At 39.7% G+C, this 18,926-nt stretch carries 12 protein-coding genes and 1 other annotated feature; of the genes, 11 read left to right on the top strand and 1 reads right to left on the bottom strand.

Annotated elements, in window-relative coordinates; all coding sequences use genetic code 11:
* The first annotated feature begins 9 nt into the window (after positions 1–9).
* Positions 10–828, top strand: coding sequence for a Cof-type HAD-IIB family hydrolase (locus BUQ87_RS00455; RefSeq protein WP_038261206.1), 819 nt, complete (start codon positions 10–12; stop codon positions 826–828).
* A 147-nt stretch (positions 829–975) separates the two neighbouring features.
* Positions 976–1,518 carry an O-acetyl-ADP-ribose deacetylase gene (locus BUQ87_RS00460; RefSeq protein ID WP_038261203.1) on the top strand — a complete coding sequence of 181 codons (543 nt, stop codon included), beginning with the start codon at positions 976–978 and terminating at the stop codon, positions 1,516–1,518.
* A 511-nt stretch (positions 1,519–2,029) separates the two neighbouring features.
* Here the strand turns inward: BUQ87_RS00460 and tnpB are convergent.
* A complete protein-coding gene (tnpB, locus tag BUQ87_RS00465) occupies positions 2,030–3,103 on the bottom strand; it encodes an IS200/IS605 family element RNA-guided endonuclease TnpB (RefSeq protein ID WP_038261200.1) in 1,074 nt (357 codons plus the stop codon).
* Between the two features lie 184 nt (positions 3,104–3,287).
* Between tnpB and BUQ87_RS00470 the strand changes: the two genes are divergently transcribed.
* The 9 genes from BUQ87_RS00470 to BUQ87_RS00510 all read left to right on the top strand — a co-directional run bounded on the left by BUQ87_RS00470 (position 3,288) and on the right by BUQ87_RS00510 (position 18,905).
* Positions 3,288–4,790: a 4Fe-4S dicluster domain-containing protein gene (locus BUQ87_RS00470; protein ID WP_038261197.1), complete on the top strand. Its 1,503-nt coding sequence runs from the start codon at positions 3,288–3,290 to the stop codon at positions 4,788–4,790.
* A gap of 401 nt (positions 4,791–5,191) precedes the next feature.
* Positions 5,192–6,364 (top strand): tryptophan synthase subunit beta, encoded by a 1,173-nt coding sequence (trpB, locus tag BUQ87_RS00475; RefSeq protein ID WP_038261195.1) that lies wholly within the window; start codon positions 5,192–5,194, stop codon positions 6,362–6,364.
* Between the two features lie 78 nt (positions 6,365–6,442).
* Positions 6,443–6,618: a binding site (T-box leader), on the top strand.
* Between the two features lie 57 nt (positions 6,619–6,675).
* The gene (locus BUQ87_RS00480; protein WP_038261192.1) at positions 6,676–8,067 is read left to right on the top strand and encodes a glycine--tRNA ligase; all 1,392 of its coding nucleotides are present in this window, start codon (positions 6,676–6,678) and stop codon (positions 8,065–8,067) included.
* Between the two features lie 201 nt (positions 8,068–8,268).
* Positions 8,269–11,901 (top strand): response regulator, encoded by a 3,633-nt coding sequence (locus BUQ87_RS00485; RefSeq protein ID WP_052635864.1) that lies wholly within the window; start codon positions 8,269–8,271, stop codon positions 11,899–11,901.
* The gene (locus BUQ87_RS00490; protein ID WP_038261189.1) at positions 11,898–12,728 is read left to right on the top strand and encodes a CheR family methyltransferase; all 831 of its coding nucleotides are present in this window, start codon (positions 11,898–11,900) and stop codon (positions 12,726–12,728) included. Before BUQ87_RS00485 ends, BUQ87_RS00490 begins: the two co-directional genes overlap by 4 nt.
* A gap of 44 nt (positions 12,729–12,772) precedes the next feature.
* Positions 12,773–13,342 (top strand): chemotaxis protein CheB, encoded by a 570-nt coding sequence (locus BUQ87_RS00495; protein WP_038261186.1) that lies wholly within the window; start codon positions 12,773–12,775, stop codon positions 13,340–13,342.
* A gap of 2 nt (positions 13,343–13,344) precedes the next feature.
* Positions 13,345–14,349: a GGDEF domain-containing response regulator gene (locus tag BUQ87_RS00500; protein WP_038261183.1), complete on the top strand. Its 1,005-nt coding sequence runs from the start codon at positions 13,345–13,347 to the stop codon at positions 14,347–14,349.
* A 764-nt stretch (positions 14,350–15,113) separates the two neighbouring features.
* On the top strand, positions 15,114–17,303 hold the full coding sequence (locus tag BUQ87_RS00505; protein WP_038261640.1) for a sigma 54-interacting transcriptional regulator: 2,190 nt from the start codon (positions 15,114–15,116) through the stop codon (positions 17,301–17,303).
* A 222-nt stretch (positions 17,304–17,525) separates the two neighbouring features.
* Positions 17,526–18,905 (top strand): branched-chain amino acid transport system II carrier protein, encoded by a 1,380-nt coding sequence (locus tag BUQ87_RS00510; RefSeq protein WP_038261180.1) that lies wholly within the window; start codon positions 17,526–17,528, stop codon positions 18,903–18,905.
* Positions 18,906–18,926: the final 21 nt, after the last annotated feature.

Consider the following 18,926-nt stretch of genomic DNA (forward strand, 5'->3'; position numbering starts at 1 on the left):
GGAATGTAATTGAACTATAAATTGTGCGTGTTCGACATGGATGGTACTGTTTTGGACAGCAACAGCAGTATACCGAAGAGGAATATTGATGCTCTCAAGAGACTGGCCCGAAGAGGAGTTCAAATTGTAATAGCCACAGGCAGAATGGATGCCATGGTCAAAAACTACATGAGACAGATAGGGCTCGACTTGCCTGTCATATCATGTAATGGGGGCCTAATAAGAAAGCTGGGTTCAGATAATGCTATTGCGGAATTTACAATACAACCTGAAAAAATCATAAAATTTATAAATATATGTAGATCAAAAGGGGCTGTGTTCCACATGTATTCAAGGTCTACGATGTTTACGGAAAAAATTGAGGGAAGGGCGAAGTTTTTTTACGAATACAATAAGACTCTGCCTGAAGAAGATAAAATAGACATAAGACTTGTAAGAGACTGCACCGAAGTGGTACTTGGAGGAACACCTATAATAAAGGGCATATTGTGCCCGCAGGATGAAAACATATATGAGGCTGTAAGGTTAGAAGTTGAAAAAATAGAAGGAATGACACTGGTGCAGTCCGGAAGCGGCCTTTATGATTTTATGAGAAAAGATGTGAGCAAGGGCAGTGCGGTAAGATGCATTGCAGATAATATGGGGATTTCAAAACAAGAGATAGCGGCATTTGGAGATAACCACAACGACATAAGCATGCTTATGGAGGCGGGGCTTTCAGTTGCGATGGGAAATGCCGAGGAAGAGGTAAAAAAACATGCATCATTTGTAACACTTACAAATGATGAATCAGGAGTGGCATATGCAATAGAAAAATTCATATTATAATAAAATAAAGTGGGAAGGTGAAAGTTCAATCACGTGGCACTGCGTGCTGATAGATGCTATAGGTTAAAATACGTTTAAATAAAGCGGGAAATTATAATACAGAAAAAAATATTGGGTATATAAATAACCTGCAAAGGAGGGATTGCTATGGAAAAAAAGGTCGAAAATGCGACCATAGAGCTTTTAAATGGTGATATAACAAAGCTGAGTGTAGATGCAATAGTAAATGCAGCAAACAGCTCACTTATGGGAGGGGGCGGCGTTGACGGAGCCATACACAGGGCTGGTGGCCCTGAAATTCTAAGGGAATGCAAGGAGATAGTAAAGGAACAGGGGGGATGCCCCACAGGTGATGCTGTTATTACTACAGCAGGGAATTTGCCTTCAAAATATGTAATACACACTGTAGGGCCAATCTGGAAAGGCGGATTTGAAAATGAAGAACATCTTCTTGCAAACTGCTACAGAAACAGCTTGAATATCGCAGTCCAAAACGGCATAAAGAGTATAGCCTTTCCAAACATAAGCACTGGGGTATACAAGTTTCCCCCAAAAAAAGCTGCAGTTATAGCTATTAAAGCTGTTACAGAGTTTATAAAAGTGGATGATTCAATAGAAAGGGTCATATTCGCATGCTTTGGAGATGAAAATTATGAAATATATAAAGATATAATTGAGGGATTAGAGTAGAGCTGTTGGACTAGGAGCGTAAAATAAATCGAAGTGAATAAAAATTATAACATATCTGTAACAATATGCAAAATAAGGTTCCTGGTATAATTTGCCGGGCGCCTTATTTTTATGAAAGTATGTAAAAAAGTAAAATTATTCTGAAATATACATGGCTGTCATCGGAAAAAGTCAAATTGCAAACAATTGTGATATCAAGGGACACGCATGGTTTTGGCTGGGATCCCACGAACGGGTTGTTTGTTTTTTGTCAAAAAATAAAAATCTCATAAATGTGCATAAAAAGTATTGAGTTGTGCATAATTATGAGGTGGAATGTATTGTATACAAAATGTTTTTTGAAGTTTCTGTGTCATTTTATTTTATTTGAATGAGGTGAAATCTATGGGTGAACTACCCACCACTTACGCTAACGCTTAGAAGTGGGGGCTTCCTGGTCAATATGGCTAACGCCACAAGTTTACCCAGGCTCTAAGGGCAGGACCTGCCCCGATTGACCGAATATCTTGTATTATAGGGCCAACTTTAGTAAGTTCAGACTTGCGTTATAGTCCCGGTCTATTTCTAGGCCGCACTCAGGACATATGTACACCCGGCATGACAAGTCTTTGGTTTGGCTCGATTTGTTGCCGCAGCTTGAGCATAGCTGGCTACTTGCATAGTTTGATGGGGCAATAATAATGTCTCTGCCGTACCACTCAGCCTTATATTCGAGCATGGTTCTGAACATGCTCCAAGAGACTTCTGAAATGGCCTTGGACAGCTTATGATTCTTAAGCATGTTCTTCACTTTAAGGTCCTCGATTACTATAGCTTGGTTTTCGCGAATAATCTTAGTGCTTAATTTGTGCAGAAACTCACTGCGCTGGTTGGATATTTTCTCGTGAAGCTTTGCAACCTTGAGTCTTGCTTTATTGCGGTTGTTACTACCTTTTCGCTTACGCGATAGATCCTTTTGGAGCTTTGCGAGCCTTTTTTCGGACTTTCTAAGGTGCTTTGGGTTGGCAAATCTTGATCCGTCCGAAAGGACAGCAAACTCTTTTAGGCCTACATCGATGCCCACTTTTGAAGAAATCGGCTGGAGCTGTTTAATTTCGGTTTCTACAAGCACAGATACGAAGTATCTCCCTGCGGGAGTCTTTGATATAGTGCAAGACTTTATGGTTCCGGTAAACTGCCTGTGCTGCTTGACCCTTACCGGCGATTTCAGCTTTGGCAGCTTGATGTAGCCGTTTTCAATATGTACTGTGCCTTTTTGATTGTTTGTAGTGTAGCTGAAGTAGTTGAACTTTCTGCTTTTGAACTTAGGGAATCCAACGGTCTTATCTCTAAAGAAGTTGTTATAGGCCTTATTTAGGTTGACCTGCGCGTTAGCGAGGGCAAGGCTGTCAACTTCCTTGAGCCATGGAAAATCGGCTTTATATTGAGCTGGCGTGTTCTTTAGGCTTTTGCCGGTTTCTTTATAGTGATCAATCCTGTCAGAAAGCATTTTATTGTATATGAATCTGGCGCAGCCGAAGCATTTTGCAAAAAACTCTTGCTGTTCACGATTAGGATAAAGCCTGTATTTATAAGCCTTTAGCATGTGTTCACCTCCCATCAAAAGAACTGGTGTTCCGTATGTTTATTATACACTATAACCAGCTCAAAAACAGCATTTTTTATCAAAAACAAGAAAAAATAACAGCTTTTCTCATTTACTTCTTCAAGAAAAAGAAAAACGACAATTCATCCCGCCGCCTTCGCTACGCTTAGAGGCGGGGGAATTCTTGTCGCAATCAGTTAAATTTGAGACGCTCCTTAAAAAAGAAAAATGTGACATTCTAAAGGAAATCATAACGTTTTTCAAAGATGGAAAGCTGGAAAAAGACGAAATCGAGAAGTTGTCGAGCAATTTTGCAGATAATCAGGAAGAGCATTTCAGATGCTGCATATACAAGGAAAAGGCAATAGCAGCCCAGAAGATCAGGCTTGGACTCGGCTGTTCTCCAGCTGAGGATGAATTTGAACTGAAAAACATAATGGAATACAAACAGATAGTCCATGTGATAAGAGCAGCATGCGACAGCTGTCCCATAAATAGATTTACAGTTACAGAGGCCTGTAGGGGGTGCATAGAGCACAAGTGCATGGACGTATGTCCTGTAAACGCGATTGTAAGGGTCAATTCAAGAGCATATATCAATCAGGATTTATGCAGGGAATGCGGACTGTGCAAGTCGGTATGTCCTTATAATGCAATCTCGGAAGTACTCAGACCCTGTAGGGTTTCATGTCCAACAGGTTCGCTGAGCATAGACCAGAAGGAAAGAAAGGCTCTTATAAACGAGGATGACTGTATAAACTGCGGGGCTTGTATTACTGCATGTCCTTTTGGCGCCATATCGGATAAAAGCTGTATAGTGGCTGTAATGGATAAATTGATGAACAGTGAAGACAATAGGATATATGCTGTATTGGCGCCGGCTATAGGTGGACAACTGGGAAGTGATATCACTCTTGGCAAGCTCAAAAATGCGCTAAAGCAGATAGGCTTTCATGATGTGGTGGAGGCATCTCTTGGTGCAGATATAGTGGTTTCTGTTGAAGCCGAGGAGTTTGCTCAGAGAATGGCCGAAGGCGATGAATTTATGACCACGTCCTGCTGCCCTGCATTTGTGAATTACATAAAGCGAGAATTCCCACAGCTTGAAAGGAACATATCTTCTACGGTTTCTCCCATGACAGCAACGGCGAAGTGCATAAAAAAGCTGGATAAAAGCGCCACGATTGTATTTATAGGACCTTGTGTTGCGAAAAAGAATGAAATTAAAAATGAAAGCCTCTCGGGAATCACAGACTATGTAATGACATTTGAAGAACTTACAGCTCTTTTGAATGCGTTTGATTTAAACTTGAGAGCGTGTAGCCACGAGGAGATAGAGGATGGGTCCATATATGCGAGAAATTTTGCATTTGGTGGGGGCGTAAGCGATGCCGTGGTTCAGTATGTGAAAGAATCTGGAATAGAGGTGGACGTGAGGCCTGTAAAGGCTCTTGGAGCTTTGGAAATCAAAAAGGCGCTAAAGCTGGCACAGCTCGGAAAGCTAAACGGCAATTTTATAGAAGGCATGATGTGCGAGCAGGGCTGCATAGGAGGTCCTGTATCTGTCTGCGGACTTAAGAATGCAAAGCTCAACCTTAAGAATTTCAATTCGCAGTCCAGGATAAAGAATATAAGCGACAATTTAAAGGCTGCAAGAGCAGAAGGGATAAGCATGCATACAGATTAGTATAAAAAACTATTGACTTTTAAATTTTTAGGCTGTATAATTTATAAAAATCAAATATTTAAAATCGTTGATTGAGGAGAGTAAAAAGTCAAATGCGCTATAAAGAGAGTCGATTGAGGTGGGATTTCGGCAGTAGCATAATTTTTGAATGGGCTCATGAGAGGAAGCTGAAAGTGAGTATGAGTAGGCAACCCGCGTTTCTCGCGTTACAGAGAAAAAATATCGGATGAAAATCCCGTATTTAAAGATCGTGCTAAGTTTGCATGTGTTGAGGTGGTACCGCGTATATTCGCCCTCTGGTTTTTTCCAGAGGGCTTTTTTGATTTGTTGTACAAGTTATGATCATACTTAGATATAGCAGTAATTAAAATAATCGAAATATTTTGAAAGGGGAGAAAATTATGAAAAACAGAGACGGATATTTTGGAGAATTTGGAGGGGCATATGTTCCAGAAGAGCTTGAAAAGGTACTTTCGGAGCTTGAAAATGCATTTTTCAAGTATATAGAAGATGAGGACTTCAAAAAAGAACTGAGGTATTACTACAGGGAGTACATAGGAAGGCCTAACCCTCTTTACTTTGCAAAAAACCTTACAGAGGAAAATGGCGGAGCAAAGATATATCTTAAAAGGGAGGACCTCAATCATACTGGCGCTCACAAGATAAACAACGCCATCGGCCAGGCTCTTCTTGCAAAGAGGATGGGAAAAAACAGGATAATAGCAGAAACTGGCGCTGGGCAGCACGGAGTTGCAACTGCAACGGTATGTGCACTTTTCAACATGGACTGCACTATATACATGGGAGAGACTGACATTGAAAGGCAGAGCCTTAACGTGTTCAAAATGAAGCAGCTTGGCGCCAAGGTTGTAGCTGCAACAAATGGAAGAAAGACCCTGAAGGATGCGGTTGACATGGCGCTTGAGGATTTTGTCAAAAACAGCGAAGACACGTTCTACCTTCTGGGATCTGCAGTGGGCCCTCATCCATATCCTGTAATGGTAAGGGAGTTCCAGAGCATAATAGGCCAGGAGGCGAGAGAGCAGATCCTGAAGAAGGAAGGAAGACTTCCTGATTATATAGTTGCATGCGTCGGAGGGGGAAGCAATGCAATAGGGCTTTTCAATCCGTTTTACGACGACAAGGACGTCAAAATAGTGGGAGTGGAGCCTGCGGGTCTTGGGATTGAGACAGGAGAACATGCGGCGTCAATAGGCAAGGGAATAAAGGGGATAATACATGGATTCAAATGCTACTCCATACAGGACGAGGACGGAAAGGACCTTCCGGTTTACTCCATAGCTGCGGGTCTTGACTATCCTGGTGTTGGACCTGAACACTGCTTCTATAATGATTCAGGAAGGGCCGACTATGTAAGCGTCACTGACAGTCAGGCCCTTGAAGCGTTTCAGCTGCTTTGCAAGACCGAGGGAATAATACCTGCGATAGAGAGCTCTCATGCTATAAGTCATGGAGTCGAGCTTGCAAAGGGTCTTTCGAAGGAGCAAATAGTCATAATAAACCTTTCAGGCAGGGGAGATAAGGACGTAAGGCAGCTTATGGACATACTTTAAAAAAGTACTGTATACAATTTTGCAAAAAATCATTTACAAAAAAAAATCTTCATGGTATAATTTCCACTAACAACTAAAGACTCTGCGTTGAAGAAGAGGAGTAGTCCGTGTAATTCTTTTAGAGAGCTGGTGACGGTGAAAATCCAGCAGATAGTATGGATGAAGGGAGCTTTGGAGCAGAACTTCCAAAAGTGGGTGCAAGAAATTTGCATCAATTAGGGTGGAACCGCGAAAGCAAGCCTTTCGTCCCTTTGGGGATGAAGGGCTTTTTTTTATACTCAAAAACATACTAAAATGAGGAGGTAATTGAAATGTCTAAGGAACTTACAATGACTCAGGTCGTATCGCTTGCAAAATCAAGAGGTTTTGTATTCCCAGGGTCTGACATATACGGCGGACTTGCCAACACTTGGGACTACGGTCCTCTTGGAGTTGAACTTAAAAACAATGTGAAAAAAGCATGGTGGAGAAAATTTGTACAGGAATCAAAGTACAATGTGGGTCTTGACGCTGCAATACTTATGAACCCTCAAACATGGGTTGCTTCAGGACACGTTGGAGGATTTAACGATCCGCTTTTAGACTGCAAGGCATGCAAGTCGAGATTCAGAGCCGACAAGCTTGTAGAAGACTATTTCATGAATGAAAAGGGCGAGGACATGAACGCCGATGGATGGTCAAACGAGCAGATGGAAGCCTTCATAGCTGAAAATGGCATAAAGTGCCCAGAATGCGGAAAGAGCGACTTTACAAACATAAGACAGTTCAACCTTATGTTCAAGACTTTCCAGGGAGTTACAGAGGACTCTCAGGCAGAGATATTCCTAAGACCTGAAACTGCGCAGGGAATATTCGTAAACTTCAAAAATGTAGCAAGAAGCTCAAGAAAGAAAGTTCCTTTTGGAATAGCTCAAATAGGAAAGTCTTTCAGAAACGAGATCACTCCTGGTAACTTTACATTCAGAACAAGGGAATTCGAACAGATGGAGCTTGAATTCTTCTGCAAGCCAGGGGAAGACCTCGAGTGGTTTGACTACTGGAAGAATTTCTGTGAAAGCTGGCTTTTAAATCTTGGAATGAAAAAGGATAACATAAGGCTTAGAGACCACGACAAGGAAGAGCTTTCACACTATAGTAATGCAACTACTGACATAGAGTACAGGTTCCCGTTTGGATGGGGGGAGCTTTGGGGAGTTGCTGACAGAACAGACTTCGACCTTAAGCAGCATAGCCAGCATTCAGGAACGGAGCTTAATTATCAGGATCCGGTTACAAATGAAAAATATATTCCATACTGCATAGAACCATCTCTTGGAGCTGACCGTGTAACTCTTGCATTCCTTGTTGACGCATATGATGAAGAAGTTCTTGAAGATGGAACAGAACGTACAGTGCTGAGATTCCACCCTGCACTTGCTCCTTTCAAGGCTGCAGTGCTTCCTCTTACTAAGAAGCTTGACGAAGAGGCGACTAAGGTTTACGAAATGCTTTCTAAAAAGTTCATGACGGACTACGACCTTGGAGGAAGCATAGGAAAGAGATACAGAAGACAGGACGAGGCTGGAACACCATATTGCATAACTTTTGACTATGACAGCTTAGAGGACGGTGCAGTTACAGTTAGAGACAGAGACACAATGGAGCAGGTTAGAATCAAAATAGAAGAGCTTGTCCCTTATATAGAAGAAAAGCTTGAGTTTTAAAGACAAGAGACTGTAATAAACAAAGGCTTATGTTAAGTAGCCCTGCCGCCGTATTAATGTTATGGCGGCAGTTTTTTTGCTATTTTTTTAATATAGAAAAACTTCGAATATATGGTAAAATTAATATTATTGAAAGAATATGTATTTTGTAGACATTTTATTTTAAAATACTACAAAATTCAAAAAACGAGGAGGAGATTAATGAAAAGACTTTTCAGAGTGAAAAAGCAGTCCATAAGGAAAAGGATACTCTACTGGGCAACGCTTTGCATACTCATAACAGTAGTTGTGAACACTTTGTTTTCATATATCAACGCACGGAACGAGGCGCTCAATGCGGCTCAAAAAAGAGCTCAGATTGTGGCAAAAAACTATTCAAAGGAAATATCGGATGAGCTGGGGCAGGCGATTACAGTTGCTGAAAATTTGGGTTCAATGCTAAAGGGTAGAATAAGGAACGAGAATGCAACGCTTACAAGGGATGAAGTAAGCGAGATATTTAAAAATGCACTTGCCGACAATCCTCAGTTTATAGGAATAAGCATAGCGTTTGAGCCAAATGCATTTGACTCGTTAGATGCTCAGTTTGATGGAGACAGCAGGTATTATGAAAAGGGACAATTTGCAACTTATTTTGTCAGGGGCAATTTAAACAGCGGCAAAGACATGTATTCAACAATAACACAAGAGCCTCTTCGTGACCTTGAAATATCGGATTACTACATAGTGCCAAAACAGACTCTTTCAAATGTCATGATTGAGCCGTACATATATGAAGTCCAAGGAAAAGAAGTTCTAATGACAACCTGCTCATCGCCAATTGTCATAGACGGCAAATACTACGGGGTAGTAGGTGTGGATATAGAAGTTGATTTTATAAAGGAGCTAGTAAAAGGCTCTGAAAACGACATGGAATTCAAAGACATCCTCATAATCAGCAGTAAGGGCAACATAGTCGGAAGCAAGTACGAAATGGCATACAACCAGGATGAGAACTTAAAAGAAGAAATACTCCATTTCAAACAGGGTTCGCATGTTGAATACAGCAATGGCATATTTGATGTATATGAGCTAATAAACATAAGGGACATAGATGATAAATGGGGAATAAAGCTTTCAGTAGATCAAAAGACCATAATGGGTTCCGCTTCAAGGCTTTTAGCAAATCAAATAGTAATAGGGCTGCTACTGCTTCTGTTTTCACTATTTATTTTTGGCATGGCGGCATCCCGGATAGCAAGACCCATCAAAAACCTTTCAGAAGGGATGAAAAACTTCAATCCTGAAAATCTTGATGAATTCGACGGTTCAAGGATACGATCAGAAGGAATACTAGAAGCGCATGCGCTCAAGTCATCGTATAAGAATATAATAAACGAACTCAAGAGGGACTATGAAGAAAAGGAAAGGGTCAGCTGGTTTATAAATGGCCAGGCGGAACTAAACAAGGTGATGCACATGCAAAATGACTTCCAAAGCCTTTCGGACATGATAATAAAAAATGTTGTGCAGCATGTGGGCGGACAGGTGGGGGCGTTTTTCGCACTGGACGAACGTAAAGACAAATATGTTCTTGCGGCAAGCTATGCGTACACCAGAAGAAAAAATGTGAATAATTCATATGCCCCTGGAGACGGTATAGTAGGACAGGCCGTAATTGAAAAATCACCTATAGTAATAGAACAGGCTCCAAGCGACTACATAAGCATATCCTCAGGGGTGGGGGAGACAACGCCAAAGAGCATAGCTGTAATTCCATGCGTATATAAGGGAAAGGTCAATTCCGTAATAGAAATAGCTTCGCTTGAAAGCTTCAGCGAAATACAAGTGGAATACCTTAGTGAAGCCGCAAACAGCATAGCTATAGCCTTGAATACGGTTAAAAACTATGAAGACACCCAAAGGCTTCTTGAAAAAACTGAAGTGCAGGCGCAGGAGCTTCAGGTTCAGCAGGAAGAACTGAGGGTTGCAAATGAGGAACTTGAAGAGCAGACAAGGGCTCTTCAAAAATCAGAAGCGGAGCTCCAGGCGCAGCAGGAAGAACTAAGAGTTGTAAATGAAGAACTCGAAGAACAGAAAAATAGCCTTATAATGCAAAATTATGAGATTGAACAAAAGAATACACAGCTGGAAACTGTAAGGGAGGATATAGAAAAAAAGGCGGACCAGCTCAGGTTGGCAAGCAAATACAAGTCGGAATTTCTTGCCAATATGTCGCATGAACTTAGAACTCCACTTAACAGTATACTCATACTTTCTGAAATTTTAAAAGAAAACAAAAATGGGCACTTGACTCAAAAACAGGTTGAATTTGCCAAGACCATAAATTCGTCGGGAAGCGACCTTTTACACCTTATCAACGACATACTCGACCTTTCAAAGGTTGAGGCCGGAAAGACCGAAATAAACGTCGAAAAAATGAGCATAGCTGGGTTTAAAGATGACATACTCATGCTCTTTAGAGAAATGGCTCAAAAGAAGGGTCTTGAGTTTAATATAGCTGTTGAAAGCAGCTTGCCTTTACATATAGATACTGATGAGCAAAAATTAAAGCAGATAGTCAAAAATCTGCTGTCAAATGCAATAAAATTTACAGACAGCGGAAAAGTAAGCCTTGTTATAAGTAAAAAAAGTTCAGCTCAAATTGCATTTGCCGTTAAAGACACAGGAATAGGAATATCGGACGAAAGGCAAAGCGACATATTTGAAGCATTTAACCAAGAAGATGGAACTACAAGCAGAAGATACGGAGGTACGGGACTGGGACTTTCCATATCAAGGGAATATGCAAAGCTTTTGGGAGGGTCAATAGAGCTTGAAAGTGAAAGGGGAAAAGGAAGCATATTCACGCTTACAATTCCATGTATTGAATCGCAACTCGACTCCCATAGTTTTGAAGGCGACACAAAAGCCAAAGAAGTGCTCAAATCAAATACACCTGTCGAAGATGACGTATGTATAGAGCCTTTAAGTGAAAAGCAAGACTCTGCTGACGAGGCTGCGGTAACAAAAGAAAACAATATTAAGAGTATACTAATAATTGAAAAAGATCAACTCGTACAGTTTGAGCTGAAGGACTATATATGCAGCAGGAATTCGGACATTGAAATAGACAAAGCCCAGGAAATAGATGAAGCCTATGAAATGCTAAGAAACAAAGAATATGTCTGCGTGATAGTTAATATGGATACTGAAAGCAGCCATGAAATTTCAGCTTTGGAGAAACTCACAGACGATGAAAATACAGGCAAAGTTCCAATAATAGTCTATACGAATGATAATATAACGAGAGAAAAACAGACCCAAATTGGAAAGTTTGCAAATGAGATAATAATAAAAAGCGAAAAATTCAGCGAGAGGATTTTTGACGAAATAAGGCTTTTCCTTCGTAGCATAGAACAAAACCACAAAAATGAAGACAAGGGCAAAATAATCTCTAAATATTCAGGAGACCAGGTTTTCAACGGCAAAAAGATTCTTGTGGTAGATGACGATATGAGGAATGTATTTGCTGTATCAAGCATACTGGAAGAAAAAAATATCAATGTGGTGGCGGCTTCAAATGGTAGAGACGGAATTGAAAAGCTTAAAGAAGAAGACGATATAGACCTTGTAATAATGGATATAATGATGCCGGAAATGGACGGCTACGAGGCGATGAAGAATATAAGAGCAGGAAAAAGGTATTCGGAAGTTCCAATAATAGCATTTACAGCAAAAGCAATGAAGGGCGACAAAGTTAAGTGCCTTGAGGCGGGTGCAAATGACTACCTTTCAAAGCCCGTTGAGAGTGAAAAGCTTCTTTCTATGCTTAGGATGTGGCTTCAAAAATGAAAAACAGCGTAATTGAAAATGAGAATATAGAAATAGGCCTTTTGCTGGAAGCTATATATTTGAAATATGGGTATGATTTTAGAAACTACTCCAAAGCCCATATAAAAAGAAGGGTACGGCACAGGCTTTCAATGTCTGGGCTTTCAAGCATATCAAAGATGCAGGAGATGGTCATTTATGATGAAGATTTTTTCAAGCAGCTACTTATGGATTTTTCCATAAATGTAACCGAAATGTTTAGGGACCCTATGTTTTACAGTTCAATAAGAGAAAACATAATTCCCATACTAAGGACGTATCCGTTCATAAAGATATGGCATGCAGGATGTTCAAGTGCAGAGGAGGTATACTCCATGGCCATAATGCTTAAAGAAGAAGGACTTTTGGAAAGAACTCAGATTTATGCCACAGATATAAATGAAAATGTGCTTCAGGCGGGCAAGGAAGGAATATATTCATCAAAGAGCATGAAAAAACATTTTCAAAATTATAAAAGGGCTGGAGGAACCTGTGACTTTTCCAAATACTATACTGAAAAATATGACCTTATAATGATAGACAAGTCATTGAAAAAGAAAATACTCTTTGCACAGCATAATCTGGTTACAGACAGTGTTTTTGCAGAAGTCAATATGGTTGTATGCCGGAATGTGTTGATATATTTTGACAAGGAGCTTCAAAACAGGGTTGTATCTCTTTTTTCTGAAAGTCTTGTCAGGGGAGGATATCTGTGTTTAGGCTCTAAAGAAAGCATTAAGTATAGCTGCAGCGAAGACAAATTTGAAGCAGTAGATGCAGAAAACAGAATATATAAAAAAATACTGTAAAATTTTGTTGAGTATACTTACTTTAATTTAAAAGGAATGATATCATGGAGTATAGGGCAATTGTCATGGGCTGTTCGGCAGGAGGGTTTGATGCGTTAGAAACAGTACTCAGAAAAATTGACAGGGATTTTCAAATACCCATAGCAGTAGTTCAACATGTCAGTCCAGATTTTCAAAATAATATTGCGTGTCTTTTGAATTCCAGAGTTGATATAAATATAAAAGAGGCCGAGGAAAAAGAAAAGCTCTGCAGAGGTAATGTATACATTGCTCCAAGGGATTACCATCTTCTTGTCGAGGATGACGAGACTTTTTCGCTTTCAATGGAACCTCATGTGAATTTTTCAAGGCCTTCCGTTGATCCTCTGTTTGAAAGCGCTGCTGATGTATACAGGGAATCGCTGATAGGAATAATACTTACAGGTTCGAATCACGACGGAAGTGAAGGTCTTAAAAGGATAAAAAAACTTGGAGGAATGTCGATAGTCCAAAATCCCGATACAGCATATGCATTTGAAATGCCAAGGGCTGCGATTGAAACAGCAGGAGCGGATTATATACTTGAACTTGATGAAGTATCAGAGTTTTTGAATGGGATTGTAAAGGGGAGATGATAATGACAAGGGATTCTATACCCAAAGTCCTCATAGTAGACGATAGAGAGGAGAACCTGCTAGCTCTTGAAGCCATATTAGAGGATGACAATATTGAAATTATAAAGGCGGCTTCCGGAAATGAAGCTCTTAAGATAATGATAAACAGAGACATCTCACTTGTTCTTTTGGACATACAAATGCCTGGGATGAATGGGTTTGAAGTGGCCGAGATAATGAGGAGCAGTTCCAAAACAAGTGAGATACCCATAATATTTGTAACAGCCATAAACAAGGAAGAAAGCTATGTTTTCAAAGGATATGAACTCGGAGGCGTTGACTATATATATAAGCCTATAAGGAGTGAGATACTTAAAAGCAAGGTGAAGGTGTTTTTAAAACTTCAAAATCAAAAGAGAATAATAATGCAAAAAGCTGAAGACCTTGAGAGAAAGATAGCCGAGCTGGAAAAAACAAAGACTGAGCTTAAAGACCTTAACAGCAAACTCAGCCAAATGGCAAAACAAGATGGCCTTACAGGAATTGCAAACAGACTTAGTTTTGATGAAAAGATACAAGATGAATGGATCAAGCACAAATATGAAGAAAAGACAATTTGCCTAATGCTTATAGACATAGATCACTTCAAACTCTATAACGATACATACGGCCATTTGAAGGGCGATGAATGCCTTAAAAGGGTTGCAAACATACTTTCACAGCTTGCAAAGGGCAACAATGGATATGTTGCAAGATATGGAGGAGAGGAATTTGCAGTTGTATTTCCTGAAACTCCTATTGAGGATGCTGTCAAAAAGGCAGAAATGCTAAGAAAGTCCATAGAAGGAGCCTGCACATATGAAAATGGCAGCAGCATGTGCAGAAGCATTACTATAAGCGTAGGAATTTGCAGCACGGTTCCAAATGCTGACTTGAGTCTGGAAAAATTCATACAAACCTCGGACAATGCGCTGTATAAGGCGAAGAAAAAAGGACGTAACAGAGTTGAATATATTGACGAGATATAGTATATATGGTTTGATTTTAAAAAAGCAAGGCCGATTATTTCGGCCTTACTTTTTTTTGGTTTTTTTGGATTTGCCTGAATTAGATTTCGAATCAAACGATGCCATATAAGTGAATAGAACTATTATTAATCCAGTGAACCCTAAAAGAACAAGAGTTTTACTCATAAAAACGCCTCCTTGGATAAATAACAAAAAATGTAGTTTATTACATTGAATCTTTACATAAAACCTCTTATGTTAATTATAAACCCAAAAAAGATTACATGAAACAAAAATAGGATATTGAAAAGCATTAAAAATAATTTGGAAATATAGCGAAAATTTGTTAAAATAATATAAGAATATACTAAAAGTAATAGAAATAAAGCTACCCTATATTTTTGCCATAAGAAATTAGCTGATTAAATTCAAGAAAGGAAGTGAATAAAGCACCGCATGGCTTGCGGTATGACATTATAGGGAGATGTCATTATGTACACCTGTATATGCTCGTGTATGAATAAAACCTTTAATATGCCGGGTTTTATGAGCCTTAAATTATGAAAGCGCTATTTGTTATTCTGGCAGCATTAACACTTATGATATCAATAACATTAAATATGACACATATAGTGTAATCATATCAATATGATGTAATTATAATAAGGGCAGCTATTACTGCTCTTTTTTATATACCGGTCAAAAGCAGAGTATAAAAAACAACGGGGCATGATTTTATAATAGTGGTTACTCAGTATTGTTTTATTGACTTTGAGGAGGAAAATATGGAGCGACAGCTTTTGAAAATAATCGAATCGGAAAATGGAAAAAATCCGTTTAAAGACGAACAGCTCGCAAATATGCTTGGCATTTCGCGAACCAAAGTCAATGAACTCAGAAACAAGCTTGAAATCCCAAGTTATACAGAAAGAAGAAATAATTCTCTTACGGCCGAAATTGAAAACATAATAGAAAATGATCCTGAAATTTCAATAAGACAGATTGTAGTAAAACTTAATAAAAATGGATTTGAGATTTCAGCATACGGATTGAACAGGTACAGAGAAAAAATAGAGGAGATCAAAAAAAAAGCTGTAGAATCAGGCGGCAGCTATTCAGATTGTGACAAGGCATTTGAGTCCATAATAGGGTATTCAAAGAGCCTAAAGCCAGCAATTAAAAAGGGAAAAGCTGCGGCACTATATCCTCCAAACGGACTCCATGCACTTTTGGTTGGAGAAACGGGTTCAGGCAAAAGCAGCATTGTAGAAGCGTTATATAAATTTACAAAATGCTTTAAACGAGATGAGAATATGCCTTTTATACTCTTCAATTGCGCGGATTATTCAGAAAACCCACAGCTTCTTGTCTCGGAGCTTTTCGGACATGCAAGGGGGAGTTTTACGGGCGCCGAATCAGATAAGCCGGGCCTTGTTGAAATGGCAAATGGAGGAATACTATTTCTTGATGAAATACACAGGCTCCCCCCTAAGGGCCAGGAAATACTATTTAGCATAATAGACAGAGGTGTGTTTTCAAGACTTGGAGAGAAAAGAAGGGACAGAAAGGCAAGTCTCATGATTATAGGAGCTACAACTGAAAATGTAGAATCGACTCTTCTTATGACTTTCAGAAGAAGAATACCTTTTCTGATCCAGATACCGCCACTTTCCCAAAGACCTGTTTTGGAGAGGTTTGAAATCATACAGCTTTTCTTTTCGATGGAATCAAACAGGGTCAATATGAATTTTTACATACCTAGGCAGATAACAAAGGCCCTGCTTTTTTACAATTGCCCCGGAAACATAGGACAGCTCAAATCAGATATACAGGTTACATGCGCTCAGGCATATATAGACTCCATGGACAATGAATATTGCGGCTGCATAAGTATTGAGACGGGTCATCTTCCGAGCAATGTGCAGGACCAGCTGCACGAAATAGATGACAAGGTTTCAAGGCAGATGCAAATCGTCGTATCTGACCTTTTCATATCTTCTGGTGAGTCATCCTGTGTAAATATAGAAGACTGCATATTCAAGGAGAACATATACAGGATATTCGAGTCAGATAAAACAGATGATTTTAAAGACGTCACCACTTCTCGTGATTCAATCGGATATGATCATCGACATGAAAAATTCAAAAGAATACTGGAAAAGGTCGATGCATATCTGCTTGACATCGAAAATAGGTATTCATCAATATCTGACGAAAATCTCAAGGCCATAGTGGGAGAGAGAGTCTCAGGAGTGGTAGAAAAAGCACTTGGAGAGATTGCGCAGGGAATATCAAGTAAGACACTCAGGGCGGTAGTTTCACTGCATATAAGTATAGCAATGGAAAGGATAAGCAAAAGAATAGACATTTCAAACCCTTTTGCAGAAGACATAAAGCATGATTTTAATGCCTATTATGAAATGTCCAGGCGGATGATCCAGCACTTTATCAATTCTGAAGGGTTGGAGTTTCCAGAGGCTGAATGTGCATACATTGCATTAATATTAAATTATTTTGCAAGAAAATCACATTCAGAATCGGACAGCAATGTGGGAGTGCTGGTTGCTGGCTATGGAGATGTTTCGAAATCCCTTGTGAGCACTGCACGCGAATTTTTAGGGGTTGACTACGGGAGCTATATCCAGCTTGAATTAAATGAAGATTCAAGCCTTGCAATCTCCAAAATGAAAAGTGCAATAGAGCTGGCAGACAACGGCAAAGGGGTAGTTATACTGGTGGATATGGAACCTCTTTTAAGCTACTGCGAGATAATTGCATCAGAATATGAAAATAAAATCAAAACCATACCCAGAGTGGACACTCCCATGGTAATAGAGGCCATACACAAGGCGCTTATTCCTTATTCGACTGTCGATGAAATATACCACTCCATACTCAAGATAGAAAAGTCTCTTCCGTATAAGCTACTAAACAGAGACGACATAAAATCCATAAGCAGTGTTAAACTGGAATAAAAAATACCATTAGACAGGACAAATCAGGATTTTAGATAGTGATTTGTTCTGTGTTTTTTTTTGTCTACAGGCAGATATTCATTTATCCATTCCATAAAGCTTGATATATCAACACTTATGCATAAATCTAGTTTTCTATAACTAATCAATCCAGGCAATAAATTTTGGCACGCTTATTGCTCTATATATTAGCAGATATACTTGAGATGGGATGTGATATTTTTGAACGCAGGAAATAAAGGAAAGATACTAAAACTATTTATGCTTGGAGGAGTAATATTTTCAATGCATTTTGGAAGCTCAAGCATGATATGGCCTATGACATGGGGCAAGGAAAGTGGAAGTTCGGTAATAATGGCTTTCGGGGGGATATTCCTCACGGCGCTTTTGTTTCCACTTTTGGGGTATGTCGCTCTCTCGAAAGGAAACGGGACATTTTATTCCATAGTGTGCAGGATATCAAAACCTATGGCTCTTATATTTTGCGGAACCACAATGCTTGTGTTGGGTCCACTGTTTGTGATCCCGCGAATGAGCGCAGCTGCATGGGATGCATTTGTACAGATATCAGGATTTGCAAATACATCATTTGTACCGGGATTCATATTCTCCATAATATATTATATTATAGTGTACTGGTTCATATCGAAACGATCACAGACAATAAACAAGATCGGGAAAATACTACTTCCTGTACTTCTCGTCTCTGTAAGCGCAATAATATCTAAGGGGATACTAAGTCCAATATCGCCAGTTCTTCCTCCTGTATACAGTGAACCAGCTTTTGCTTATGGATTCAGGGAAGGGTATGCAACTCTTGAACTGCCGTGTGCGCTTGTATATGCGACCATAATAATATCCGAATTAAAGCACAGGGGATTAGAAGGCAAGAATCTGGAAAAGAATCTCTACATAGTGGGCATATTGGGGATAGGAATACTCTCGCTAGTTCATTTTGGCCATATGGTCGTAGGCTCGCATGCCGCAGGAGTATATAAGGACCTTAAATACGCAAGCCTCTATGCAGCTGTAGTCGTAAATCTGTGGGGCCAGGCGGGCGGTATAATATTCAACATAGCACTTTTATTCGCATCGTTTACTGCGGCAATAGGAATATCAGTATCAACGGCCAGCTATTTTGAAGAAATTACAAACTCGAAGATATCATATGCTAAAGGTGCTGCGGGAACTCTTTTTGTAAGCATGCTCATAAGCAGCATGGGGCTTTCTGCAATAGTCGAGTTTATAACTCCCATGCTCAATGTTGTATATCCTTCTGCCATAGTCATGACGCTTTACTATTCGCTTTTGGGCCAGATAGAATCAAAACCCGCTGTGTTTGCTTCATACAAATATGCATTCACCGCTTCGTTTGCATGGGGAATAGTGGAAGGGATTCAAGGCTATATGAATATGTTTGGGGCACGTTCAAATATGCTGGATATGTTCATATCAAAAATGCCGCTTTCAGAGTATGGGCTGGGATGGATATGCACGGCAGCAATTTTTGCAGCACTAGGATTTATAGCAAGAAACCTAAGGCAGGGCTCTCCGAAATATGCGTGTGGCGATATTCAAAAAGCACAGGCTCAATCGAAATAAAATATAAAAACGCCAAAATAA

The organism is Peptoclostridium litorale DSM 5388 (genome assembly GCF_900141635.1).
Classification (GTDB): domain Bacteria; phylum Bacillota; class Clostridia; order Peptostreptococcales; family Peptostreptococcaceae; genus Peptoclostridium; species Peptoclostridium litorale.